Below are 18,671 nucleotides of genomic sequence, written 5' to 3' on the forward strand. Positions count from 1 at the left end.
TCCCCAGTCCACTGTACGGTCCAAACGGAGATTGCCCCATGCTGCCACGCGTTACCGCCCTGCTCACCGGCCTGGGTTTCTGTGCCCTGGCCCACGCCGCGCCGACCCACTACCCGCTGACGCTGGAAAACTGCGGCAGCACCCTCACCTTCCAACAAGCCCCGGCGCGCAGCGTGACCATCGGCCAGGCCGCCACCGAGATGCTCTACGCCTTGGGCGTGGGCGATAAAGTGGTCGGCACGTCGCTGTGGTTCAACAACGTATTGCCGCAGTTCAAGACATTGAACGACGGCATCGAGCGCCTGGCCAATAACGAGCCGAGCTTCGAAGCAGTGATCGCCAAGCGCCCGCAACTGGTGGCCGCCGAACTGGAATGGGTGGTCGGTGCGCAAGGCGTGGTGGGCACCCGCGAGCAGTTTCACGAGCTGAAAATCCCCACCTACCTGCTGCCCTCCGACTGCGAAGGCAAAGACAACCTGGTGGGCGCCGACGGCACGCGGCTGGAGCCGTTCCGCATCGACACCATCTATAAAAGCATCAGCCAGTTGGCGGCGATTTTCGACGTACAGGATCGAGGCCAACAGCTGAACGACGAGCTCAAGGCACGCCTGGCCAAGTCCGTCGCCACCGTGCAGAGCAAAGGCCTCAAGCAGGCCAGCGCGCTGGTGTGGTTCTCCAGCGCCGAGATGGCCAGCGATCCGTACGTGGCCGGGCACAAGGGTATCCCCGAATTCATGCTGCAAACCCTCGGCTTGCACAACGTGGTGCAGTCCGATGAAGAATGGCCCGCCGTTGGCTGGGAAACCATCGCCAAGGCCAACCCGACCTTCCTCGTCATCGCCCGCATGGACCGCCGCCGCTACCCCGCCGACGACCATGAAAAGAAACTCGCCTTCCTGCGCAGCGACCCGGTCACGCGCAATATGGACGCGGTGAAAAACAACCGCATCATCATCCTCGATGCCCTGGCGTTGCAGGCCAGCATCCGCATGTTCGATGGCCTTGAACAACTGGCGACGGCCATCGACGGCTACGATCTGCCGCGATGATGCGTGCCCTCCTCGCCCTGGCCCTGCTCCTGGCCGCCGTGCTCGCCGGCGTGGCCATCGGTGAAACCGCCATCTCGCCGCAGGTCGTGCTTCAGGTGCTGGCCAATAAACTGTGGGGCGCCGGCTACGTGCTGGACCCCATCGACGAAGGCGTGGTGTGGAACTACCGCCTGACCCGCGCCCTGGTCGCCGCCGCGTGCGGTGCCGGGCTGGCGACCTGTGGGGTGATCTTGCAGTCGCTGCTGCGCAACCCATTGGCCGACCCGTACCTGCTGGGCATCAGCGCCGGTGCCTCGACCGGTGCGGTGTTGGTGGCGTTGATCGGCGTGGGTGGTGGTTTGATTTCGTTGTCGGCAGGCGCATTTGTCGGCGCCATGGCCGCGTTCGCCCTGGTGATTTTGCTCGCGCGGGCCAGCGGTTCGTCCAGCGGCACCGGGCAGATCATCCTCGCCGGCATTGCCGGTTCACAGCTATTCAATGCGCTGACCGCGTTCCTCATCACCAAATCCGCCAGCTCCGAACAGGCGCGCGGCATCATGTTCTGGCTGCTGGGTAACCTAAGCGGCGTGCGCTGGCCGTCGGTATGGCTGGCCGTGCCGGTGGCGCTCGTGGGCTTGGCGGTGTGCCTGTGGCACCGTCGCGCGCTGGATGCGTTCACCTTTGGCAGCGACTCGGCGGCGTCCCTCGGCATCCCGGTGCGGCGCGTGCAGTTTGTGCTGGTAGGCTGCGCGGCGCTGGTGACGGCGGTGATGGTGTCGATTGTCGGCTCCATCGGCTTTGTCGGGCTGGTGATTCCCCACGCGGTGCGCCTGTTGCTGGGCACTGGGCATTCGCGCTTGCTGCCAGCCAGTGCGCTGGGCGGTGCGCTGTTTTTGATTGCGGCGGATGTGCTGTCGCGCAGCTTGATCAAGGGCCAGGTGATTCCGGTCGGTGTTGTCACCGCATTGGTCGGCGCGCCGGTGTTTGCGCTGATTCTGATCGGGCGGAGGAACGCACGATGAGCATGCTCAGTTGCCGCGGCCTGGGCTTCAAGGTGCGTGACGCCGAGTTGCTGCGCGATATTCATCTGGACGTCGCGCAGGGAGAAACCCTCGGCATTGTCGGGCCGAACGGCTCCGGCAAATCCACCTTGCTCAAGTTGCTGGCCGGGTTGCGCACACCTGCGACTGGTGAGGTGTGGCTGGGCGGCCAACGCCTGGGGCAGTTATCTCGCCGCGTGATTGCGCAGCAACTGGCGGTGGTGGAGCAACAAGCCGACACCGACGACGCCATCCGCGTGTTCGACGCCGTGGCCTTGGGCCGCACGCCGTGGCTGTCGGCGCTGAGCCCGTGGTCCGTCGACGACGACAGCATCGTGCGCCAGGCCTTGCATGACGTGGACGCCACCCACCTGAGCCAACGCGCGTGGCGCAGCCTCTCCGGCGGCGAGCGCCAACGCGTACACATCGCCCGCGCCTTGGCGCAGCGGCCGCAGATCTTGTTGCTGGATGAACCGACCAACCACCTGGATATCCAGCATCAGCTTGGCATTTTGAAGGGCGTGCAAGCGCTGCCGGTGACGACGTTGATTGCGCTGCATGACCTGAACCAGGCGCTGACCTGTGACCGCTTGGCCGTGCTGGATCGCGGGCGGTTGGTGGCGCTGGGCAAGCCGTTGGACGTGCTGACGCCGCAGCGGTTGCAGGAGACGTTCGGGGTGCAGGCGCATTACCTGACGGACCCGTTTGATGGGGCGCAGATCTTGCGACTGCGCTCGAACTAGAGGCTTAAGCGCGGACGCCCAAACAACACAATTCAACTGTGGGAGCTGGCTTGCCTGCGATAGCGGTCTGTCAGTTGAAGAGATGCAAGCTGACCCGCCGCCATCGCAGGCAAGCCAGCTCCCACATGATCATTTCCACATTAGATCTGCGGTGTTCGCTGCATATGCGTTGTCTGCCACACCGGGTCCGCCTCGACATCAATCACTTCAAACCCCTGCCGAAGCCAAAAATCAATCGCCCCCGGCAAAAACGGATGGGTATGCAGGTACATCACCTCCACCCCATCCGCCTGCGCCGTTGCCTCCAGCGCGCGATACAACGCCCCCGCCAAACCAAAGCGCCGAAACGCCGGCAGCACAAACAAGCGCACCACTTCCACCGTCTTGCGGCCCTGATAACTCAGCTGGGGGAACCGGTTGTCATACGGCAGGTAGCCAATGGCAGCGACGATTTGACCGGCATTGCAGGCGATCAGAAAGCGCCCGTCACCTTGAAGGTAGGTCGCCTCAAATTGCGCCAGATCATTCGGCACACCGGCATCGCTGAGCTTGGGAAACATCTCGGCGCGGGCCTGTTGTACAAAGGCCAGCACCTGTGAAATATCATCCGCAGCAACCAGGCGGATACTGAAAGGGTCTTCAAGGGCCGTCTTGCCCACTATCCACTGGCGGCCATAGGCCAACACCTTACCCGCCATCCCCACCGAAAAATGAATAAACCCATGGGCCGCCCCCGGCACCAAATGCACCTGCGCATCCGGCCATCGCTCTGCGATCAACAGCGTGTCGTCCTTGAGCGGGTCCAGTTCCCCTACAAACATCAACGCCGGCGGCAAGCCGGTGAAGTCGCCATACAGCGGTGACAACGGCGGCTGCCGGCGCTCGTCGTCACTCAGCCCCGGCGTGAGCATTTGTAGCGCTTCAACCATGCCGGGCCCGTCCAGCAGCAACGTGCCTGGGCCTGCGGCGCGTACGCTAGGAGTGCCCGTAAGGTCGTAGACGCCGTAATACAGCAGCGCGCCGCTGACCCGCTTGAGCAGTTCCGGCCATTGCTTCAACGCCAGCAACGTCGCCGCCGCCAAGTGCCCGCCGGCCGATTCGCCAACGATGATCACCGGCAGGCCCGCAAACTCATCGGCGGTCAGCAACCAACGCGCAGCCGTGAGGCAATCGTCCATCAGGCCTTGCACCGGCGTATCGACCGCCAGCCGATAATCCACCGACACCACCGCCACATCGCAGGCATTGACCATGCCCAGGTTGAGGTCGTCATCCATCTGCGCATTACCGATCACCCAGCCGCCGCCGTGGATATCCAGCACCACGCCCTTGGGTTTGCCGCTGGGACGCAGGATGCGCACGGGCACCGAACCGGCGTACCGGGTTTCAGCCGCAGGGGCGCGTTTCAACCGTTGACCGGCACGCAGCAACGCCTGGATCACACGCGGCGTGACGCGATTGCGGATCTTGAAGCGCGGCAACCAGGCGAGCTTCTTGTTGAAGCGGCGCATTTCGGCCAGTTCGGTGTCGCTGGCGGGCCAGAGGTGGTGTGTCATGCGCGGTTATTGCGCAAAATGGAAAAATTCAACGCCGCAGCCACACACAGCCACGCCAGGTACGGGAACAGGATCAACCCGGTGATCAAGTCCAGGCGCACCGCCAACACCACCATCGTCGCCACGGTCAGCCACAGCACCGCCAGAATCACCATCCCCGCGAGGATGCGGTGCGCGCCGAAAAACACCGGCGTCCATAACGTGTTCAAGGCAATCTGCGCCGCCCACAGCGCCAGCACCACTTGGCTGCCCGGGATCAGGCTGAGGCGGTAACCGGCCCAGGCCAGCAGCAGGTAGATCAGCGTCCACGCCACCGGGAACAACCAGTTGGGCGGGGTGAAGCTTGGCTTGACGAGGGATTCATACCAGGCGCCGGGTTTGAAGAGCATACCGGTGCTGGCGGCGGCGGCGCAGGCGAGCAGGAAGATGAAGAAGGTCATGGTCGGTCCTTGGCTGGGCGTTTCAACTTGGACGGGGGGTGGGCGGGTAAAAGTTCACTGCCGATTGGGTCTGGGGCGGGTTGTGATGTTGCCTGGGCTGGCGTCATCGCAGGCAAGCCAGCTCCCACATTTAATGGTGTTCACAAATCAACATGTGGGAGTTGTCGAGCTTTAGCGAGGCTACGAAGGGATCGCCGCGCACTGCCTGCCGCCCCGCCCCATCCGCATCGCCCTCGGTGCTAAGTGGCCCCCACAATCCTGAGCCAAGGCCACCGCTCCTGATAACTCCTGGCCTTGCGCGCAAACAATTCCGGCTCCGGGTGCAGCGGGTTGATGCGCAGCACACCCTGCTCCACATCCGCCAAACCATACGGCGCATACACCTCGCCCGTCGCCACTTCCAGGCCAATACAGGTGCCCGCCACCAGGTAGCGATCAATCCCCTGCCGAGCCGTGTGCAATTGCGGATACGGCCGGCCGAACCGCTGGCCATACCAAAGATGCACCCGCGCTTGGTTCTTCACTTCAACGTTGACGCCCAGGTCCTCGAACAATCCCTCAGCCGCGCGAATCACGGCGTCCTCGGCTTCGTAGGACAGGTCTGTGTCGAAGTAGAAAACGTCGTAGTCCTTTACGCCCTGGGCAGCAGGCAGGTTCGACTGATGATTCCACACCGCCTGGAACAGGCAGCCTGCGGTGAGAAAACACTGGTCCAGGCCGAGGGCCGGCAGACGCGCAGTGATCTCGGCGTTGATCGGGTTGGCCATGGCCAGGTCGAGCAGGGTTTTGACGGTCAATGTCATGTGTACTCCTTGGACACTTTATGTGTTGGAGCCTGCGACGCTACACCACCGTGTGGTGGTTTTCGTTACGGTAGAACGCCGCAGCTTCCCCTGTGGCGAGGGAGCTTGCTCCCGCTGGGGTGCGAAGCGCCCCCATCGGCCACTGAGTTTTACCTGATTCTGCGCGCTGGCAGGTTTTGGGGCTGCTGCGCAGCCCAGCGGGAGCAAGCTCCCTCGCCACAGGTGTTGGTGTATCAGCCCTTCAACTCACTGGCCCGATGCGCCGCCGCATCGTCATACGCCACATACAACGCCTCTGCGATCTGGCTTTTGATGGCCTTGGTCGATTCCAGGCCGAGCACAAACCCTTCGGCCTTGCCGCCCGCGCGGTTGAGTTCTTCATGGGTGGAAGCGCCGGTAATGGCGTCCAGCAGCTTGCTGGCGTGCGGGCCAACACCTTTGGGAAGACTGATTTGCTCGATGGACATGGGCAGTACCTGTAAAAGAAGAATCGGTAGCGCGTGGAACCACTGCCGGGGTGGCATGGTAGACCGATATAGGCCTCAAGGGGCTGTTTTCATGAGATCCCGGCCAAACGCGCCTTTCACAAAATCGACAAAACTGCGCACCTTCGGCGTCAGCCGCCGATCCGCCGCATACAGCAGGTTCATCGGTGAGGCCGGCACGGTGTACTCCGGCAACAACGCCAGCAGCGTGCCTTTGCGCAGCGCGTCATGCACCAGTTCCTGGGGCAACAACACCACACCCAACCCGGCCACCGCCGCCGACAGCAGCGGGTCACCCTGATTAATCGTCAAACGGCTTGTAATCGGCACCTCCACCCGCCCCTGCGGGCCTTCGAAGTGCAGGTGCGAGCGCCCGTCCGAATAGGCAAACGCCAGGCATTCATGCTCCTGCAAATCCCAAGGGCTGCTGATCACTGGGCGACGGGCCAGGTAGGCCGGCGCCGCGCAGAGCACCATCTGATAGGGCTTGAGGGGCAAGGCCTTCAAGCCGCTGTCAGCCAATTCGCCGATGCGGAACACCACGTCATAGCCATCCTCCACCAGGTCGACCAGCTCATTGGACAAGGTCAGGTCCACCGCCACTTGGGGGAACTTGACCATATACTCCAGCAAACGCGGGGCCAACGAACTCACGCCAAATGTCACCGGCGCGTTGATGCGCAAGCGCCCGCTGGGTACGCCACGGGTGACGGCGGCCATTTCTTCGGCGGCGTCCATGTCTGCCAGGATCAGCTTGGCGCGTTGGTAGAACGTGCGGCCAAAGTCGGTCAGGCTCTGCTTGCGCGTGGTGCGGTGCAGCAGCGACACACCCAAGTGCTGCTCCAGCATCTTCACCTGCTTGCCGATCAGTTGCGGCGACAGGTTCAGCTCATCCGCCACCGCACTGAACGAGCCCAGCTCCACGGCTTTGACGAACGTGGCCATCAAGGTAAGACGATCCATTGGAAACCCATTGTTTCTAGTGTTGCGCCATCCTAGGCCTTTATCCCGCGCCGTCCCACGCCTAAATTGAACGCCACATTGATAAACATCGAGGATCAACCCCATGGCCCGTATTGTCAGGATTCACGCCTACGGCGACGCAAGCGTCTTGCAACTGGAAAACATCGACGTCCCGGCACCGGCGGCCGATGAAGTGCAAATCCAGGTCAAGGCCTTCGGCCTCAACCGCGCCGAAGTGATGTTCCGCAACCACGCCTACCTGCAAGAAGCCGAGTTCCCCAGCCGCCTGGGCTATGAAGCGGCTGGCGTGGTGAGCGCCGTCGGCGCCGACGTCCGCGACTTCCTGGTGGGCGATGCCGTCAGCGTCATCCCACCGCTCGATATCGCCCGCTGGGGCACCTACGGCGAAGTGGCCAACGTGCCCGCCTACCTCACCGTCAAACACCCGCAAAACCTCAGCTTCGTCCAGGCCGCCGCATCGTGGATGCAATACGTCACCGCCTGGGGCGCCTTGGTGGAACAAGCCAAACTGACCCAAGGCGACTTCGTGTTGGTCACCGCCGCCTCCAGCAGCGTCGGCCTCGCCGCCTTCCAGATCGCCCGCAGCGTCGGCGCCACCGCCATCGCCGTGACCCGCACCCGCGCGAAAAAACAGGCATTGCTGGAAGCCGGCGCCGCGCACGTGATCGTCAGCGATGAAGAAGACCTGGTGGAACGCGTGATGGCACTCACCAACGGCCAAGGCGCCCGCGTGGTGTTCGACCCCATTGGCGGGCCGGGCTTTGAGGCACTCACCCAGAGCATGGCCCAGGGCGGGATATTGCTGGAGTACGGCGCGTTGAGTTCGGAGCCGACGCCGTTTCCGTTGTTTACGGTGCTAGGCAAATGTTTGACGCTGAAGGGGTATTTGTACGCGGAGATTGTGGCCGACCCGGCTGCGTTGGTGCGGGCCAAGGCGTTTATCTTGGATGGGCTGGCTTCGGGGGCGTTGGCGCCGGTGATTGCCAAGACGTTTGGGTTGGATGAGGTGCAGGAGGCGCATCGGTTTTTGGAGGCGAATCAGCAGATCGGCAAGATTGTGGTGACGGTGTGAGGGCGATGTCCTAGGACGATTCCCAAACTTGGGTAGCGGCTTGCCCGATTGCCTACGCATGCTCCAGAATCCGCCGGCTTGTGTGCTTGGGGTGGTGGAATCTAAGGTTGCGCGGTCGCTGAATTTCTCGGTGATCGGGTTTAGTAGCCCACGGTTTAACCTAACAATTGCACGAGCTTCACCTGTCAGACGTTCCCGTTTGAGCTTGATGGTGGCTGTGCGCAGGGCGCCCTCGGGCGCGCCGGTTTTGTTAGGTTCCACCGGTCTACTAACCTGCGTACAGCTACCGCCCTTTGGTTTAGTAGCGACGGGGTGGTGGCATCAGGTAAGGAACTTAACGATGGTTAACGATTCAACCACGCTCTTCACCGTCTCTACCGACGCCAGCAACGAAACTCTCATCACCAACAGCTATGAGACATTCACGTCAGTCAGCACACTGCTGCTTGATCTATCCGAAGATTTGAACGGAAAACATCGCGACATCGCGCTGGCAATTCACCAATTGAGTGAGTTGGGAGTGCTACTGACAGCCAAGCTCCTAGACCGTGAAGCACCTTGCACTAGCTGATCACTAGCCAGCCAGAACGCGACCCGGCCTGATCGCTGGGTCGTAGTATGGGAAAAGAGGACGGACTGATTTTTATAAAATAAATCCGTCACCTTTTTTCCGCCGCACGAGCTATTGCAGCATGGTCGTGTCGCACACGGTGATAACCTAACAAAATCAGCTAACAATCAAAAATACGGACAATAGATGAACTCAGTTCAGATGTATCACAATCTCATGCAACGGATACGCGCTCGGTTTGACGTAATAGAGCTACTTCATATCTCGGAAGGCGAGTCTTTCACCCGCGCAGAGTCAGCCGCGTTCCAGGGGCGAAAAATAGTCGAAGGGATAGCGTATGCCTGCCTTATCGCAATCGAACATGGCGCTCAGCAGATACCTCGCGATGCAAAAAAGCAGTGGAACGCTGAAAAGATACTCAAGAATCTGAAATCCAAGGGTTTTGAAACTCTTCCAAGTCCAAGCACTATCCGTTCGGCAACCGAACAAGAGCGGGCAGACGGGTACGCCATTGTCGTCGAAGGCATACCTAAAAACCGCCTCACTCATGATCAAATTTCTGAAATTTACCAACGGCTACATGCTTGGCTTCATGAGGCGAATCCGTATGTATACGGCAGCTCTGACGCTTTCGGCACTGATAAGGCCGCAGTATTGTGGAAAGACCTGAGCGATTTAAAAACATTTTTGAAGCAACACTTAATCTCAGTACAAGGCGAAGCCATGTACTGCACATTATGGGACGTAAACGATGATCAAACGAAAATACTACCTCTGAGCAAATTTAATCTTGGTCCCTAACTAGGTATCAGCTCTGGCTCGGGAACGGACAATCATCCATGACAGCTTGTGCCCCCTTCGTGGCAAACAACTAGCCCCCTACCTCCCCAACAACTCCCTAACCCTCCCCCCCAACACCTCCACCGCAAACGGCTTCGTCAACACCCCCATCCCCGCCCCCAACTGCCCATACCCCATCACCGCATTCTCCGCATACCCCGTAATAAACAACGTCTTCAACCCCGGCCGCAGCGCCATCCCCGCCTCCGCCATCTGCCGCCCATTCATCCCGCCCGGCAAGCCCACGTCCGTCACCAGCAAATCAATATGCACATCCGAGCGCAGCAGTTTCAGCCCCGCCGCGCTGTCAGCCGCTTCGATGACGGTGTAGCCCAGTTCCCCGAGCACATCCGCGAGGAGCATGCGCACGGTGGATTCGTCGTCCACCAGCAACACGGTTTCGCCGTGTTGGGCGACTTCAATCGGGGTCTGCCCTGGCGTCAGTTCATCCCCCGGCGCCGCGCCGTGGTGGCGTGGGAGGTAGAGGGACACGCAGGTGCCCTCGCCCACGGCGGACTGGATGTGCACCTGCCCGCCCGATTGTTGGGCAAACCCGTAGATCATGGACAGGCCCAAGCCCGTGCCTTGGCCGATGGGTTTGGTGGTGAAGAAGGGTTCGAACACGTGGGCCATGACGTCTGGCGACATGCCAGTGCCGGTGTCGGTCACGCTCAGGCGCAGGTAGGGGCCTTCGGTGAGGTCGTGGGCGCGGGCGGTGTTTGGGTCGAGCCAGAGGTTGGCGGTTTCCAGTTGGATGCGGCCGCCTTCGGGCATGGCGTCGCGGGCGTTGATGCACAGGTTGAGCAGGGCATTTTCCAGTTGGCTGACGTCGACGAAGGCGGTCCAGGCGTCAACGGCGCCCAGGGTTTCGATCTGGATGCCGGGGCCGGCGGTGCGTTGGATGAGTTCGGCCATGCCGTACATCAGGGTGTTGACGTTGGTGGCGCGCGGTTCCAGGGTTTGCCGGCGGGAGAAGGCCAGCAGGCGTTGGGTGAGGACGGCGGCGCGCTTGGCCGAGCCTTGGGCGGCGACCATGTATTTGTCGACGTCGCTGAGGCGGCCCTGGTGAATACGCCGGTTCATCAGTTCGAGGGCGCCGGAGATGCCGGCGAGCAGGTTGTTGAAGTCGTGGGCCAGGCCGCCGGTGAGTTGGCCGACGGCTTCCATTTTCTGCGATTGGCGCAGTTTTTCTTCGGCCTGCATCAGCATGGCGGTGCGTTCGGCCACGCGCTGCTCAAGGGTTTCGTTGAGGGCGCGCAGTTGGGCTTCGGCGTCGCGCAGGGCCTCGTCGGCGATGGTGCGTTCGAGCAGGTCGGCGGCTTGGCGGGCGAGGATGTCGAGCAGGCGCAGGTCGCGTTCGGACGGTTGGTGCGGCGTGCTCCAGTGGGTGGAGATCATGCCGAGCAGGCGCCCGTCGCGCGAGCGCAAGGGCGTGGTCTGGGCCGAACGGATGCCCGCGCGGCGGAAGGCGATCAGGTCTTCGGTGCCGGCGATGTCGGCCCATTCTTCGAAGTCGGGGATGATGGCGCGCTGGCCCAACTGCAGGGCCATGGTGCAGCTGCTGTAGGCCATTGGACTCACCCATTGCCAGAATCCTACGGCCTCGGGCGGCAAGCCCCGTGAGCACAGCAGTTGCAGTTCGCCGCCATGGCCGGACGGATGGCCTTGAGGGCAGAGCAGCTGCATAGTGCCGAATTGCGAGCCGGTGATGGACACGGCGGCATCGACGATCTTGCCGTAGAGGGCTTCGAGGTCTTGCTCGCCGATCAGGTCCAGGCTGATGCGGTGCAGGAACTCGATGTCCGACAGCGCGGTTTCCGAGTCGCGGGAAGATCCACGGGGGAAGGCGGCCGGGAAGGCGGTGCGTAGGGTTTTCATGGGGGCTCCGGGGAGCTGGCATTGAGCTATTAGCAGGTTATCAGCAAAGCTGTGACCACGCGAAACAGGGAGACGTTCGGTGGTGAAAGCTTTCTTTTACCCCCTGCTCAACTGTGGATCGGCAACGCCAACCCGAACACCACAAAAAACCCACCACACACCTTATTGAACCGCCGCCCAGTCCGCGCCAACCACGGCCGCACCCGATGCGCAGCGCTGGCCACCATGTATTCAACGCAAAACTCCACCACGGCGTAGGTCAGCGCAATCGCCGCCGTCTGCGCGATAAGGTTCCTGTGGGGGTCGAGAAAAGGCGGAATAAACGCCGTAAACAACAGCAGCGCCTTGGGATTTGAAAGGGCCGACACCAACCCTTGGCGGAACAACGACCAGCGCCGCAGGCTTGGCACCCCGGCCATCTCCAGGCTAACGGGCGCAGACCGCCACAGCCCGAACCCCAACCACACCAGATACAGCCCGCCCCCAATCTTCAAGGCCGTGAACCAGCCGGCCGAAGCCTGGATCAGCGCCCCCAACCCCAACGCGCACAGCGACAGCACCAGGGCAAAGCCGAGCACGCCGCCGCTGATGGTGAACAGCGTCCGGCGGCGCCCGTGAATCGCGCCGTGGGTCAGCGCCAACAAGGCATTGGGCCCCGGCACGACCGCGATGCCGCAGCAGGTAATCAGGTACAGCAACCAGGTTTCGAAGGGCATGTTCAGGTCCGGCAGAGGTTGATTGATGGCTGCATCTTGCGAGGGAACAACTATCCTGAAAAGCGCATAATTCACAGCATAGTCATTCGATTAACGAATAGAGGTCAGTGCGATGCCTTCCAGCGATTTGCAGATTGATTGGCTCAAGTGTTTTGTCGCGGTGGTGGACGCCGGTTCGCTGTCGGGCGCGGCTCATGAGGTCAACCGATCGCAGTCGGCCGTGAGCATGCAGATGAAAAAACTCGAAACGGCGCTGGGGCGGCCCTTGTTGAACCGTGGCCCACGCCACCTGCAACTGACCGATGACGGCCAGACGCTGCTGGGCTACGCACGGCGCATGCTGGCGCTGCACGCCGAGACCCAGGCGGCGTTTCACGGGGAGGCGTTGACGGGACGCATACGCCTGGGCGTCGCCGAGGACTACGCCGCCAAATACCTCACGCCGCTGCTCAAACGCTTTGCGCCACGCCACGCAGGGGTGGACATCGAACTGACCTGCGAACAATCGACCGCACTAATCCCTCGGCTACGCAGCGGTGACCTTGACCTGGCGCTGGTATCCAGGGACTCGCCGCAAAGTGGCACGTTTCTGTTTCATGAGCCGATGGTCTGGGTCGGCTCGCCGCAGTTCGAACTGTGGCGGCGCGACCCGCTGCCGATCGCCGTGTACGAAAGCGCCAGCCTGGCGCGGCGTTATGCGGTGAACTCACTGGCCCAGCAGGGCCGCCAGTTCAAGGTGGTGTACAACAGCTCCAGCCTGGCGGGCCAAGTGGCGGCCGTTGAAGGCGGACTGGCGATCGCCGCAATCACGCAGTGCACGGTGCAGCCATCGCTGCAGGTCTTGGGCAGTGAGCACGGCTTGGGAAATATCGAGCCTATGGAGGTATCGATTCTACGCAGCCGGGCCTCGCGGGGGTCCAAGGCGGTCAACAGCCTGCACGCGTTTATCATTAGTGCGCTGAGGCATCAGGCGTGATGTGCAGGCAAATGCGTCAACTCCCCGACGGCTATTCCAAATCCATCTATAGAACTGTCAAACATGACAGTGCCCGCCTTGGCCATTGGCGTTCAGAGTGAATACACGCCAACCGAGGACCTCATCATGTCCAACTCCCAATCACATACGCTGCTTTGCACAGCCCTCATGACGGTGCTGACCAGCCTGGTAGCCTGCACGCCAAGCGTTATTGCTCCAACTGCCGCCAACATGTGCCCAGCCATTGGGAGTATTGAGCAGAGAAAGGAGGCACAAGGTTATAGCTATTTCGCCATTGCACCGGGCAACGGATGGAAAGGTGAAAATCCACTGGCAGAGGAACACTACCTCAAGGGGATGAAGTTCGAGTCAGCTGCAATCCGAACAGGTCAGGCAGGCCCGGGTGAGCGCGAGTATTACTTCGTGGCCTGTGATTATGAGGGGCCGGAGCAATTTGCATTTTTGAGAATGTCTCAGCGGTTTCCTGTGCGCCCTAAAGCACAGGGCTCGAACTGGACCCCGGAAGACTTCTGCCGGGCAAGCTCGGTGGGCGACTGCCCGTTCACCGTGTTCAGCGCGACGCGGTGACAATCAGGCCGCAAGCCCCACACTGGATTTTCGCCACGGCTGAAACTGTGCCCGCACCCTGCTAACCTGCGGCCCTTGCCTTTTACTGGAGCCTCCCGTGGCCCTATCAAAACGCGACAGCGCCCGTATCGAACGCGGCTTGGTCGCCGCGCTCACTGAGGCCTGCGAAACCGCCAAGGCGGAAATCCCGGGCTTCGATTGGCTGACCCACACCGTCAACTACGCCGACTTCCCCCAGAGCCTTGTCATCACCTGGGTGTTCGACACGCGGGCCAATAAGAATCACGCCCTGGCCACAGGTTTGGACGCACGCATCCACGAACTCACCGCCATCGCCCTGCACGCCGCCGATATCCCGCCCGTGCCGTTGAAGCGTTGCGTGCACCTTGACAGTGAAGAAGCGTGCCAAACCCGGCACGGCGGCAACTGGCGCTTGCGCCTGACCCGCGCAGCCAACTAGAGCCCGCCGCCCAACTGCTGGATAATGCCCTGCCCTGTCTCTCGCCTTTTTGATACGGAAATCCCGCCCCATGAAGTTGCCGTTTTCCGCCGCCGCTCTAACCACCGCTCTGCTGCTGCCCACCCTCGCCCACGCCGATGATGCCGCGCTGACCGACACGCTCAAGGCCTTCACCCGCTGCGATGCGAGTTTCTTCAGCAGCCTGAACACCCACCGTGACGCCTGGCAGGCCTACGCGCCGCTCAAGCAGGAAAAAAACTTCACCTGGATCGCGGTTAAAAATCGCATCGACCACAATGCCAACCAGGTACCGGTCAGCGCGCCGCCCATCGCCGGTTTGAAGCTGTTGTCTTACAGCGACGAAGTCACCGACCTCGGGCCGCTGGGGCTGTTTTATTACTGGGGCTTTATTGTCGACGGCGGCGTGGACGAGGTGGCCAAGCGCCTCGCGCCGCTGCTGGAACAACCGGGGGCGCTGCAAAAAGGCGACGGCGAATACACCCGCAGCGAGCTCAAGGTGGGCGACGGCTGGCAGTTCATCAAACCGCAACCGGGCAAGGCGCCGGGCATACGCCAGGTGGAACGTGTGCTGATCGTCGAGCCGGAGGGCAAGCAAGGCACGCAGTCACGGGTGAGTTGTTCGGTACAGGGTGGGGTCAACGCCGGGCTGCTGGCGCGGTTGCGGCCAGACATCGCGCCGGTGGACTACCCGCGCACGCAGGCCGAAATGAACATCAGCGATGTCGAGGTGCCGGCCAACGTGCTCCAGCAGCTTGGCGCACCGCTGTTGCAGCCGAAATTCAAAACGCTGAGCTACACCTACCTGTCGAAGAAAGGCGACGGCAGCAAGGACCTGCCGACGTCGGTCACGTTCAAGGCCGAGGGTGGTTTGCTGGTGAAGAACGAGGTCTACGGCCAGACCTTCAACGTGGACCGCCTGACTCAAGCGGACCTGATCCAGTTGAAATCGAAAATGAACGGCGTCGGCGATGGCCGGGTGCTGCAAACCCGTGAAGCCGAACTGAAGGTGCCGGCCAGCTGGGCGCCGGGCCAGACGCTGACCGCTCGACTGCGCATGGTCAACGTGCCCGCCCGCTCCACCGACAAATCCATCGAGACGTCGTTGACCTGCACCGTCGGCGCGCGCATTCCCGCACGCCAGGTGTTTGCCGCGCTAACGGGCGACGCGATCAAACTGGCCTGCGACCAGGGTGACTACACGACCTCACGCGTGTTCATCGAAGACCTGGGCGTTGCCCTGACCCTGGAATCGACGTCGAGCCAGACGCACTATGTGAACGAATACACGGCGTTTGATGTGGTTCGCTGACGCGCAGCGAATGGGGGCAAATCCTGCCCCCATGAGTCGCCCTATTTGGCGAACGCGTACTCGCCGCCCTGCTCCACCGCCTTGCGGTACGCTGGTCGGGCCTGGAACTTCTGCACCCAGGCGGCCAGGTTCGGATAGGCCGGCAACTTGCCCTGGGCCCCGGCGACTTCGCCGATAAAGCTCATCTGGATATCCGCACCGCTCAACTCATCTCCCACCAGATACGGCGTGCGCCCCAGCACGTCGTTGAGGTAGCCCAGGTAATTGGCCACTTCCGACTCGATCCGCGGATGCAACGGCGCACCCGCCTCGCCCAGGCGGCCGACGTAGAGGTTGAGCATCAACGGCAGCATGGCCGAGCCTTCGGCGAAGTGCAGCCATTGCACGTACTGATCGTACGTGGCAGTGGCCGGATCGGGTTGCAGGCGACCTGCGCCATGGCGGCGGATCAGGTAGTCGATGATCGCGGCGGACTCGATCAGTACCTGGCCACCGTCTTCAATCACCGGGGACTTGCCCAGCGGGTGGATGGCTTTGAGTTCCGGTGGGGCGAGGTTGGTTTTCGGGTCGCGTTGGTAGCGCTTGATCTGGTACGGCAGGCCGAGCTCCTCGAGCAGCCAGAGGATGCGTTGCGAGCGGGAGTTGTTGAGATGATGGACGGTGATCATGGCAGGGCTCCGCAGGGCGAGAGAAATGGAGTGCAGCAGGAGACTACGCTATCTACTGGACATTGAAGATCTAAATGTGGGAGCACGCTTGTGTGGGAGCGGGCTTGCTCGCGAAGGCGGTGGTTCAGTCACCCGATGTATTGACTGACACACCGCATTCGCGAGCAAGCCCGCTCCCACAGGAGATCTCAGCCCAGCCGGAATTTCGCGGTGTGGTCACTCAACGCCCAGCGGCCCTTACTCAAGGTATCCGAACAACGAAGATCAACTGTGGGAGCTGGCTTGCCTGCGATAGCGCCGGGTCAGGCGACATTTTTATCAGCAATGCCGCCGCCATCGCAGGCAAGCCAGCTCCCACAAGGAATCACACCAGCCGGAATCGTGCGGTGTTGTCACTCAAGGCCTGGCTGCCCTTGCTCAGGGTATCCGCCGCACGGTTCACCGCCCGTGCACCATCAAGCAAGCGCCCCGCCGCCTGGTCCACTTGCTGGATATTGCCGCTCACTTCGTCCGCAGTCGCGGCCTGTTCTTCGACCGCCGTGGCGATCTGCGCCAGGGTGTCGGTGACGTTCTGCACCGCGCCGGCGATTTCGCCCAGGCGGGTGCCGAGCCCGGTGACCGACGCCGCATCGGTCAACGCTTGCTCACATGCGACGCCCATCAGGTTGACCGCCTGGCTCACCGTGGCACGCAGGCTGTCCACCGTGCTGGCGATCTGTGCGGTGGAGGCCTGGGTGCGTTGCGACAGGCTGCGCACTTCATCCGCCACCACCGCGAAGCCACGCCCCTGCTCGCCGGCGCGGGCGGCTTCGATGGCCGCGTTGAGCGCCAGCAGGTTGGTCTGCTCGGCGATGCCCCGAATGGTGTCCACCACCGATTGAATCTGCTGGCCCTGGTGGCTGACTTGCTCCAGGGCGTTGGCGGTGTCCGTCAGGCGCTGGTTGAGTTGCTGGATGCTGGCCGTGGTGCGTTGGCTATCACGGCTGCTGTCTTCGGCGATGCGCCGGGTCTGCTGGGCGCTGCCCGACGCTTGTTCGCAGCTACGGGCGACGCCCAGGGAGGTCGCGGCCAGTTGGGTGGCAGCGGCGGCGATCTGGCTGATTTGTTGTTGCTGGTCTTCGACTTCGTTGAGGGTGCTGCCCGATTGCGCATTGAGGGTGACCACCGCCGAGCCCAACTGCTGCGTCTCGTGGTTGACCCCCAGCAAGCTGGTGCGCAACTGCACCACCGCGACGTTCAGCGCAATGCTGATGGCCGCCAGTTCGTCACGCCCCTGCACCGCCACTTCCACGCAGAGGTTGCCGTCACGCAGCGACTCCGCCAGCGTGGTGATGCCACTGGCGCTGCGGCGGATCGAGGCTTGCAGGCACATGAACAGGTACAGCGCCGCCAACGCCAGCAGGCTGAACGTCGCCGCCACCGGCACGATCTGCTGGAGGGAACGATCGTGGTAGTGGCCGAGGCGCGCGTCCAGGGACGTCAGCGACTGGTTGCGCAGGGCGCCCAGGCTGCCGAGCATGACATCGACACTGCCTTCGAAGGCGGAGGTGTCGAGTTTGATGGTGCCACCGAACACGCCATCGTCGAGAATCTTGAGCTGGTTATCGAGGGTTTGCAGGCTGTTGTCATACTGCGCGGTCCACGCCTCCATGCCTGCGTACTGCTTGGCCTTGAGCGACGCGGCGGCCTTGACCAACTGGTCGCGCGCGTCGCCGATGCGGCCGCGCAGGTCGCGCATCTGCAAGCGGCTTTGCAAGGTGAACTGCCCGGACGCGATAGACGATTGCCCCACACTGGCCATGCGCCCGACACGCTCGATCAGGTCAGGGGTGTGCTGGGTGGAAATCTGCATCAGCAGGTAGGTTTCCAGCCAGGGATCGAGGATCAGGCCAGTGTCCAGCGTCACCTGCTCGCGCAGGGTTTGCATGGCGGTCAGGGCCGAGGTGAAGCGGTCATAGCCGTCCGGCCACCAACCTACGGTGCGCAGGGATTGGGAGTCCATGCCTTTGACGGTGGCCTGCAACGCCTCGAAGCGCGCGAGGGTGTCGGCGCTGGCGTGCTGGGCTTTCAGCGACTCGCCCAGGGTTTGCAGGTTTTGCAACAGCAGCGGGTAATTGGCATCGACCTTGTCCATCGCCGCCTTCGCCGCCGGGGTGGGTGCGTGCAGGATGTCGGCGGCTTTCCAGCGCGCGGCCAGGTTGCGCTGGGCGGTCAATTGGCCGTCCAGTGCATCCAGGGCCAGCAGTTGGCGAACGCCGGACTGCTCGCTGGAGATCACCGCCAATTTGGCGCGATAGTCCTGCCCGATCATCCACAGGCTGCCGGCCAAAGGCAGCATGAACAGGAGGAACAGGATCTGGAACTTGCGTGCAAAACCAAAACGGCCGAGCAGGCGGATACCGGGTGATAAAAAGCTGTGCATGTCGGACCACTCCCCAAAAACGACCCATGCGGTGCACCGCTGGGCAAAGCCTTGAAATGACTAACGGCAAA

19 protein-coding genes and 1 pseudogene are annotated in these 18,671 nt (G+C 62.3%); 10 read left to right on the forward strand and 10 right to left on the reverse strand.

Annotated features, from left to right (window positions below; all coding sequences use genetic code 11):
* Positions 1 to 38: 38 nt before the first annotated feature.
* From DBR46_RS08230 to DBR46_RS08240, 3 genes are read left to right on the forward strand one after another with little or no spacing between them, the layout of a single operon-like run.
* Positions 39 to 1,049: an ABC transporter substrate-binding protein gene (locus DBR46_RS08230; RefSeq protein WP_124525749.1), complete on the forward strand. Its 1,011-nt coding sequence runs from the start codon at positions 39 to 41 to the stop codon at positions 1,047 to 1,049.
* Entirely contained in the window at positions 1,046 to 2,050 is a 1,005-nt protein-coding gene (locus tag DBR46_RS08235) for an iron ABC transporter permease (protein ID WP_124525750.1), read from the forward strand. The genes DBR46_RS08230 and DBR46_RS08235 overlap by 4 nt, the downstream gene beginning before the upstream one ends.
* Positions 2,047 to 2,811, forward strand: a complete 765-nt coding sequence (locus tag DBR46_RS08240) for an ABC transporter ATP-binding protein (protein WP_124525751.1) — start codon at positions 2,047 to 2,049, stop codon at positions 2,809 to 2,811. Before DBR46_RS08235 ends, DBR46_RS08240 begins: the two co-directional genes overlap by 4 nt.
* Positions 2,812 to 2,951: 140 nt before the next feature.
* On the opposite strand, the gene DBR46_RS30495 is transcribed toward DBR46_RS08240, so the two are convergent.
* From DBR46_RS30495 to DBR46_RS08265, 6 genes and pseudogenes are all read right to left on the reverse strand, one after another.
* On the reverse strand, positions 2,952 to 3,371 hold the full coding sequence (locus DBR46_RS30495) for a GNAT family N-acetyltransferase (protein WP_368666068.1): 420 nt from the start codon (positions 3,369 to 3,371) through the stop codon (positions 2,952 to 2,954).
* 99 nt (positions 3,372 to 3,470) lie between these two features.
* A pseudogene (locus DBR46_RS08245) lies at positions 3,471 to 4,367 on the reverse strand (alpha/beta hydrolase fold domain-containing protein); the annotation flags it as partial.
* Entirely contained in the window at positions 4,364 to 4,807 is a 444-nt protein-coding gene (locus DBR46_RS08250) for a TspO/MBR family protein (protein ID WP_124525752.1), read from the reverse strand. The gene DBR46_RS08250 and the pseudogene DBR46_RS08245, both read right to left, overlap by 4 nt.
* A gap of 239 nt (positions 4,808 to 5,046) precedes the next feature.
* Positions 5,047 to 5,610 carry a nucleotidyltransferase family protein gene (locus DBR46_RS08255; RefSeq protein ID WP_124525753.1) on the reverse strand — a complete coding sequence of 188 codons (564 nt, stop codon included), beginning with the start codon at positions 5,608 to 5,610 and terminating at the stop codon, positions 5,047 to 5,049.
* A gap of 233 nt (positions 5,611 to 5,843) precedes the next feature.
* Positions 5,844 to 6,077 (reverse strand): hypothetical protein, encoded by a 234-nt coding sequence (locus DBR46_RS08260; protein WP_124525754.1) that lies wholly within the window; start codon positions 6,075 to 6,077, stop codon positions 5,844 to 5,846.
* Positions 6,078 to 6,152: 75 nt separating this feature from the next.
* Positions 6,153 to 7,058, reverse strand: coding sequence for a LysR family transcriptional regulator (locus DBR46_RS08265; RefSeq protein ID WP_124525755.1), 906 nt, complete (start codon positions 7,056 to 7,058; stop codon positions 6,153 to 6,155).
* Between the two features lie 103 nt (positions 7,059 to 7,161).
* Between DBR46_RS08265 and DBR46_RS08270 the strand changes: the two genes are divergently transcribed.
* From DBR46_RS08270 to DBR46_RS08280, 3 genes are all read left to right on the forward strand, one after another.
* Positions 7,162 to 8,151, forward strand: coding sequence for a zinc-dependent alcohol dehydrogenase family protein (locus DBR46_RS08270; RefSeq protein WP_124525756.1), 990 nt, complete (start codon positions 7,162 to 7,164; stop codon positions 8,149 to 8,151).
* A 340-nt stretch (positions 8,152 to 8,491) separates the two neighbouring features.
* On the forward strand, positions 8,492 to 8,722 hold the full coding sequence (locus tag DBR46_RS08275) for a DUF6124 family protein (RefSeq protein WP_124525757.1): 231 nt from the start codon (positions 8,492 to 8,494) through the stop codon (positions 8,720 to 8,722).
* A 186-nt stretch (positions 8,723 to 8,908) separates the two neighbouring features.
* A complete protein-coding gene (locus DBR46_RS08280; RefSeq protein WP_124525758.1) occupies positions 8,909 to 9,523 on the forward strand; it encodes a hypothetical protein in 615 nt (204 codons plus the stop codon).
* A gap of 78 nt (positions 9,524 to 9,601) precedes the next feature.
* Here the strand turns inward: DBR46_RS08280 and DBR46_RS08285 are convergent, their stop codons facing one another.
* Both DBR46_RS08285 and DBR46_RS08290 read right to left on the reverse strand, forming a co-directional pair.
* The gene (locus DBR46_RS08285) at positions 9,602 to 11,440 is read right to left on the reverse strand and encodes an ATP-binding protein (RefSeq protein ID WP_124525759.1); all 1,839 of its coding nucleotides are present in this window, start codon (positions 11,438 to 11,440) and stop codon (positions 9,602 to 9,604) included.
* Positions 11,441 to 11,547: 107 nt separating this feature from the next.
* A complete protein-coding gene (locus DBR46_RS08290; protein WP_124525760.1) occupies positions 11,548 to 12,156 on the reverse strand; it encodes a LysE family translocator in 609 nt (202 codons plus the stop codon).
* 112 nt (positions 12,157 to 12,268) lie between these two features.
* Between DBR46_RS08290 and DBR46_RS08295 the strand changes: the two genes are divergently transcribed.
* The 4 genes from DBR46_RS08295 (at position 12,269) to DBR46_RS08310 (ending at position 15,510) form a co-directional block, all read left to right on the forward strand.
* Positions 12,269 to 13,132: a LysR family transcriptional regulator gene (locus tag DBR46_RS08295; RefSeq protein WP_124525761.1), complete on the forward strand. Its 864-nt coding sequence runs from the start codon at positions 12,269 to 12,271 to the stop codon at positions 13,130 to 13,132.
* A 126-nt stretch (positions 13,133 to 13,258) separates the two neighbouring features.
* On the forward strand, positions 13,259 to 13,720 hold the full coding sequence (locus DBR46_RS08300; RefSeq protein ID WP_158619149.1) for a hypothetical protein: 462 nt from the start codon (positions 13,259 to 13,261) through the stop codon (positions 13,718 to 13,720).
* Positions 13,721 to 13,817: 97 nt separating this feature from the next.
* Positions 13,818 to 14,180 carry a hypothetical protein gene (locus DBR46_RS08305; RefSeq protein ID WP_124525763.1) on the forward strand — a complete coding sequence of 121 codons (363 nt, stop codon included), beginning with the start codon at positions 13,818 to 13,820 and terminating at the stop codon, positions 14,178 to 14,180.
* Positions 14,181 to 14,250: 70 nt separating this feature from the next.
* Positions 14,251 to 15,510, forward strand: a complete 1,260-nt coding sequence (locus tag DBR46_RS08310; protein ID WP_124525764.1) for a hypothetical protein — start codon at positions 14,251 to 14,253, stop codon at positions 15,508 to 15,510.
* Positions 15,511 to 15,551: 41 nt separating this feature from the next.
* Here DBR46_RS08310 and DBR46_RS08315 read toward each other — a convergent pair whose 3' ends face one another.
* Positions 15,552 to 16,178 (reverse strand): glutathione S-transferase family protein, encoded by a 627-nt coding sequence (locus DBR46_RS08315; RefSeq protein ID WP_124525765.1) that lies wholly within the window; start codon positions 16,176 to 16,178, stop codon positions 15,552 to 15,554.
* A 364-nt stretch (positions 16,179 to 16,542) separates the two neighbouring features.
* The gene (locus DBR46_RS08320) at positions 16,543 to 18,600 is read right to left on the reverse strand and encodes a methyl-accepting chemotaxis protein (protein ID WP_124525766.1); all 2,058 of its coding nucleotides are present in this window, start codon (positions 18,598 to 18,600) and stop codon (positions 16,543 to 16,545) included.
* Between the last annotated feature and the right edge of the window lie 71 nt (positions 18,601 to 18,671).

This window comes from Pseudomonas sp. KBW05 (genome assembly GCF_003852405.1).
Classification (GTDB): Bacteria; Pseudomonadota; Gammaproteobacteria; order Pseudomonadales; family Pseudomonadaceae; genus Aquipseudomonas.

Excerpts from the sequence above, each read along its gene's own strand:
- DBR46_RS08230 (WP_124525749.1), top strand. The coding sequence starts at position 39 with ATGCTGCCACGCGTTACCGCCCTGCTCACCGGCCTGGGTTTCTGTGCC.
- DBR46_RS08235 (WP_124525750.1), top strand. The coding sequence starts at position 1,046 with ATGATGCGTGCCCTCCTCGCCCTGGCCCTGCTCCTGGCCGCCGTGCTC.
- DBR46_RS08240 (WP_124525751.1), top strand. The coding sequence starts at position 2,047 with ATGAGCATGCTCAGTTGCCGCGGCCTGGGCTTCAAGGTGCGTGACGCC.
- DBR46_RS30495 (WP_368666068.1), bottom strand. The coding sequence starts at position 3,371 with ATGTTTCCCAAGCTCAGCGATGCCGGTGTGCCGAATGATCTGGCGCAA.
- DBR46_RS08250 (WP_124525752.1), bottom strand. The coding sequence starts at position 4,807 with ATGACCTTCTTCATCTTCCTGCTCGCCTGCGCCGCCGCCGCCAGCACC.
- DBR46_RS08255 (WP_124525753.1), bottom strand. The coding sequence starts at position 5,610 with ATGACATTGACCGTCAAAACCCTGCTCGACCTGGCCATGGCCAACCCG.
- DBR46_RS08260 (WP_124525754.1), bottom strand. The coding sequence starts at position 6,077 with ATGTCCATCGAGCAAATCAGTCTTCCCAAAGGTGTTGGCCCGCACGCC.
- DBR46_RS08265 (WP_124525755.1), bottom strand. The coding sequence starts at position 7,058 with ATGGATCGTCTTACCTTGATGGCCACGTTCGTCAAAGCCGTGGAGCTG.
- DBR46_RS08270 (WP_124525756.1), top strand. The coding sequence starts at position 7,162 with ATGGCCCGTATTGTCAGGATTCACGCCTACGGCGACGCAAGCGTCTTG.
- DBR46_RS08275 (WP_124525757.1), top strand. The coding sequence starts at position 8,492 with ATGGTTAACGATTCAACCACGCTCTTCACCGTCTCTACCGACGCCAGC.
- DBR46_RS08280 (WP_124525758.1), top strand. The coding sequence starts at position 8,909 with ATGAACTCAGTTCAGATGTATCACAATCTCATGCAACGGATACGCGCT.
- DBR46_RS08285 (WP_124525759.1), bottom strand. The coding sequence starts at position 11,440 with ATGAAAACCCTACGCACCGCCTTCCCGGCCGCCTTCCCCCGTGGATCT.
- DBR46_RS08290 (WP_124525760.1), bottom strand. The coding sequence starts at position 12,156 with ATGCCCTTCGAAACCTGGTTGCTGTACCTGATTACCTGCTGCGGCATC.
- DBR46_RS08295 (WP_124525761.1), top strand. The coding sequence starts at position 12,269 with ATGCCTTCCAGCGATTTGCAGATTGATTGGCTCAAGTGTTTTGTCGCG.
- DBR46_RS08300 (WP_158619149.1), top strand. The coding sequence starts at position 13,259 with ATGTCCAACTCCCAATCACATACGCTGCTTTGCACAGCCCTCATGACG.
- DBR46_RS08310 (WP_124525764.1), top strand. The coding sequence starts at position 14,251 with ATGAAGTTGCCGTTTTCCGCCGCCGCTCTAACCACCGCTCTGCTGCTG.
- DBR46_RS08315 (WP_124525765.1), bottom strand. The coding sequence starts at position 16,178 with ATGATCACCGTCCATCATCTCAACAACTCCCGCTCGCAACGCATCCTC.
- DBR46_RS08320 (WP_124525766.1), bottom strand. The coding sequence starts at position 18,600 with ATGCACAGCTTTTTATCACCCGGTATCCGCCTGCTCGGCCGTTTTGGT.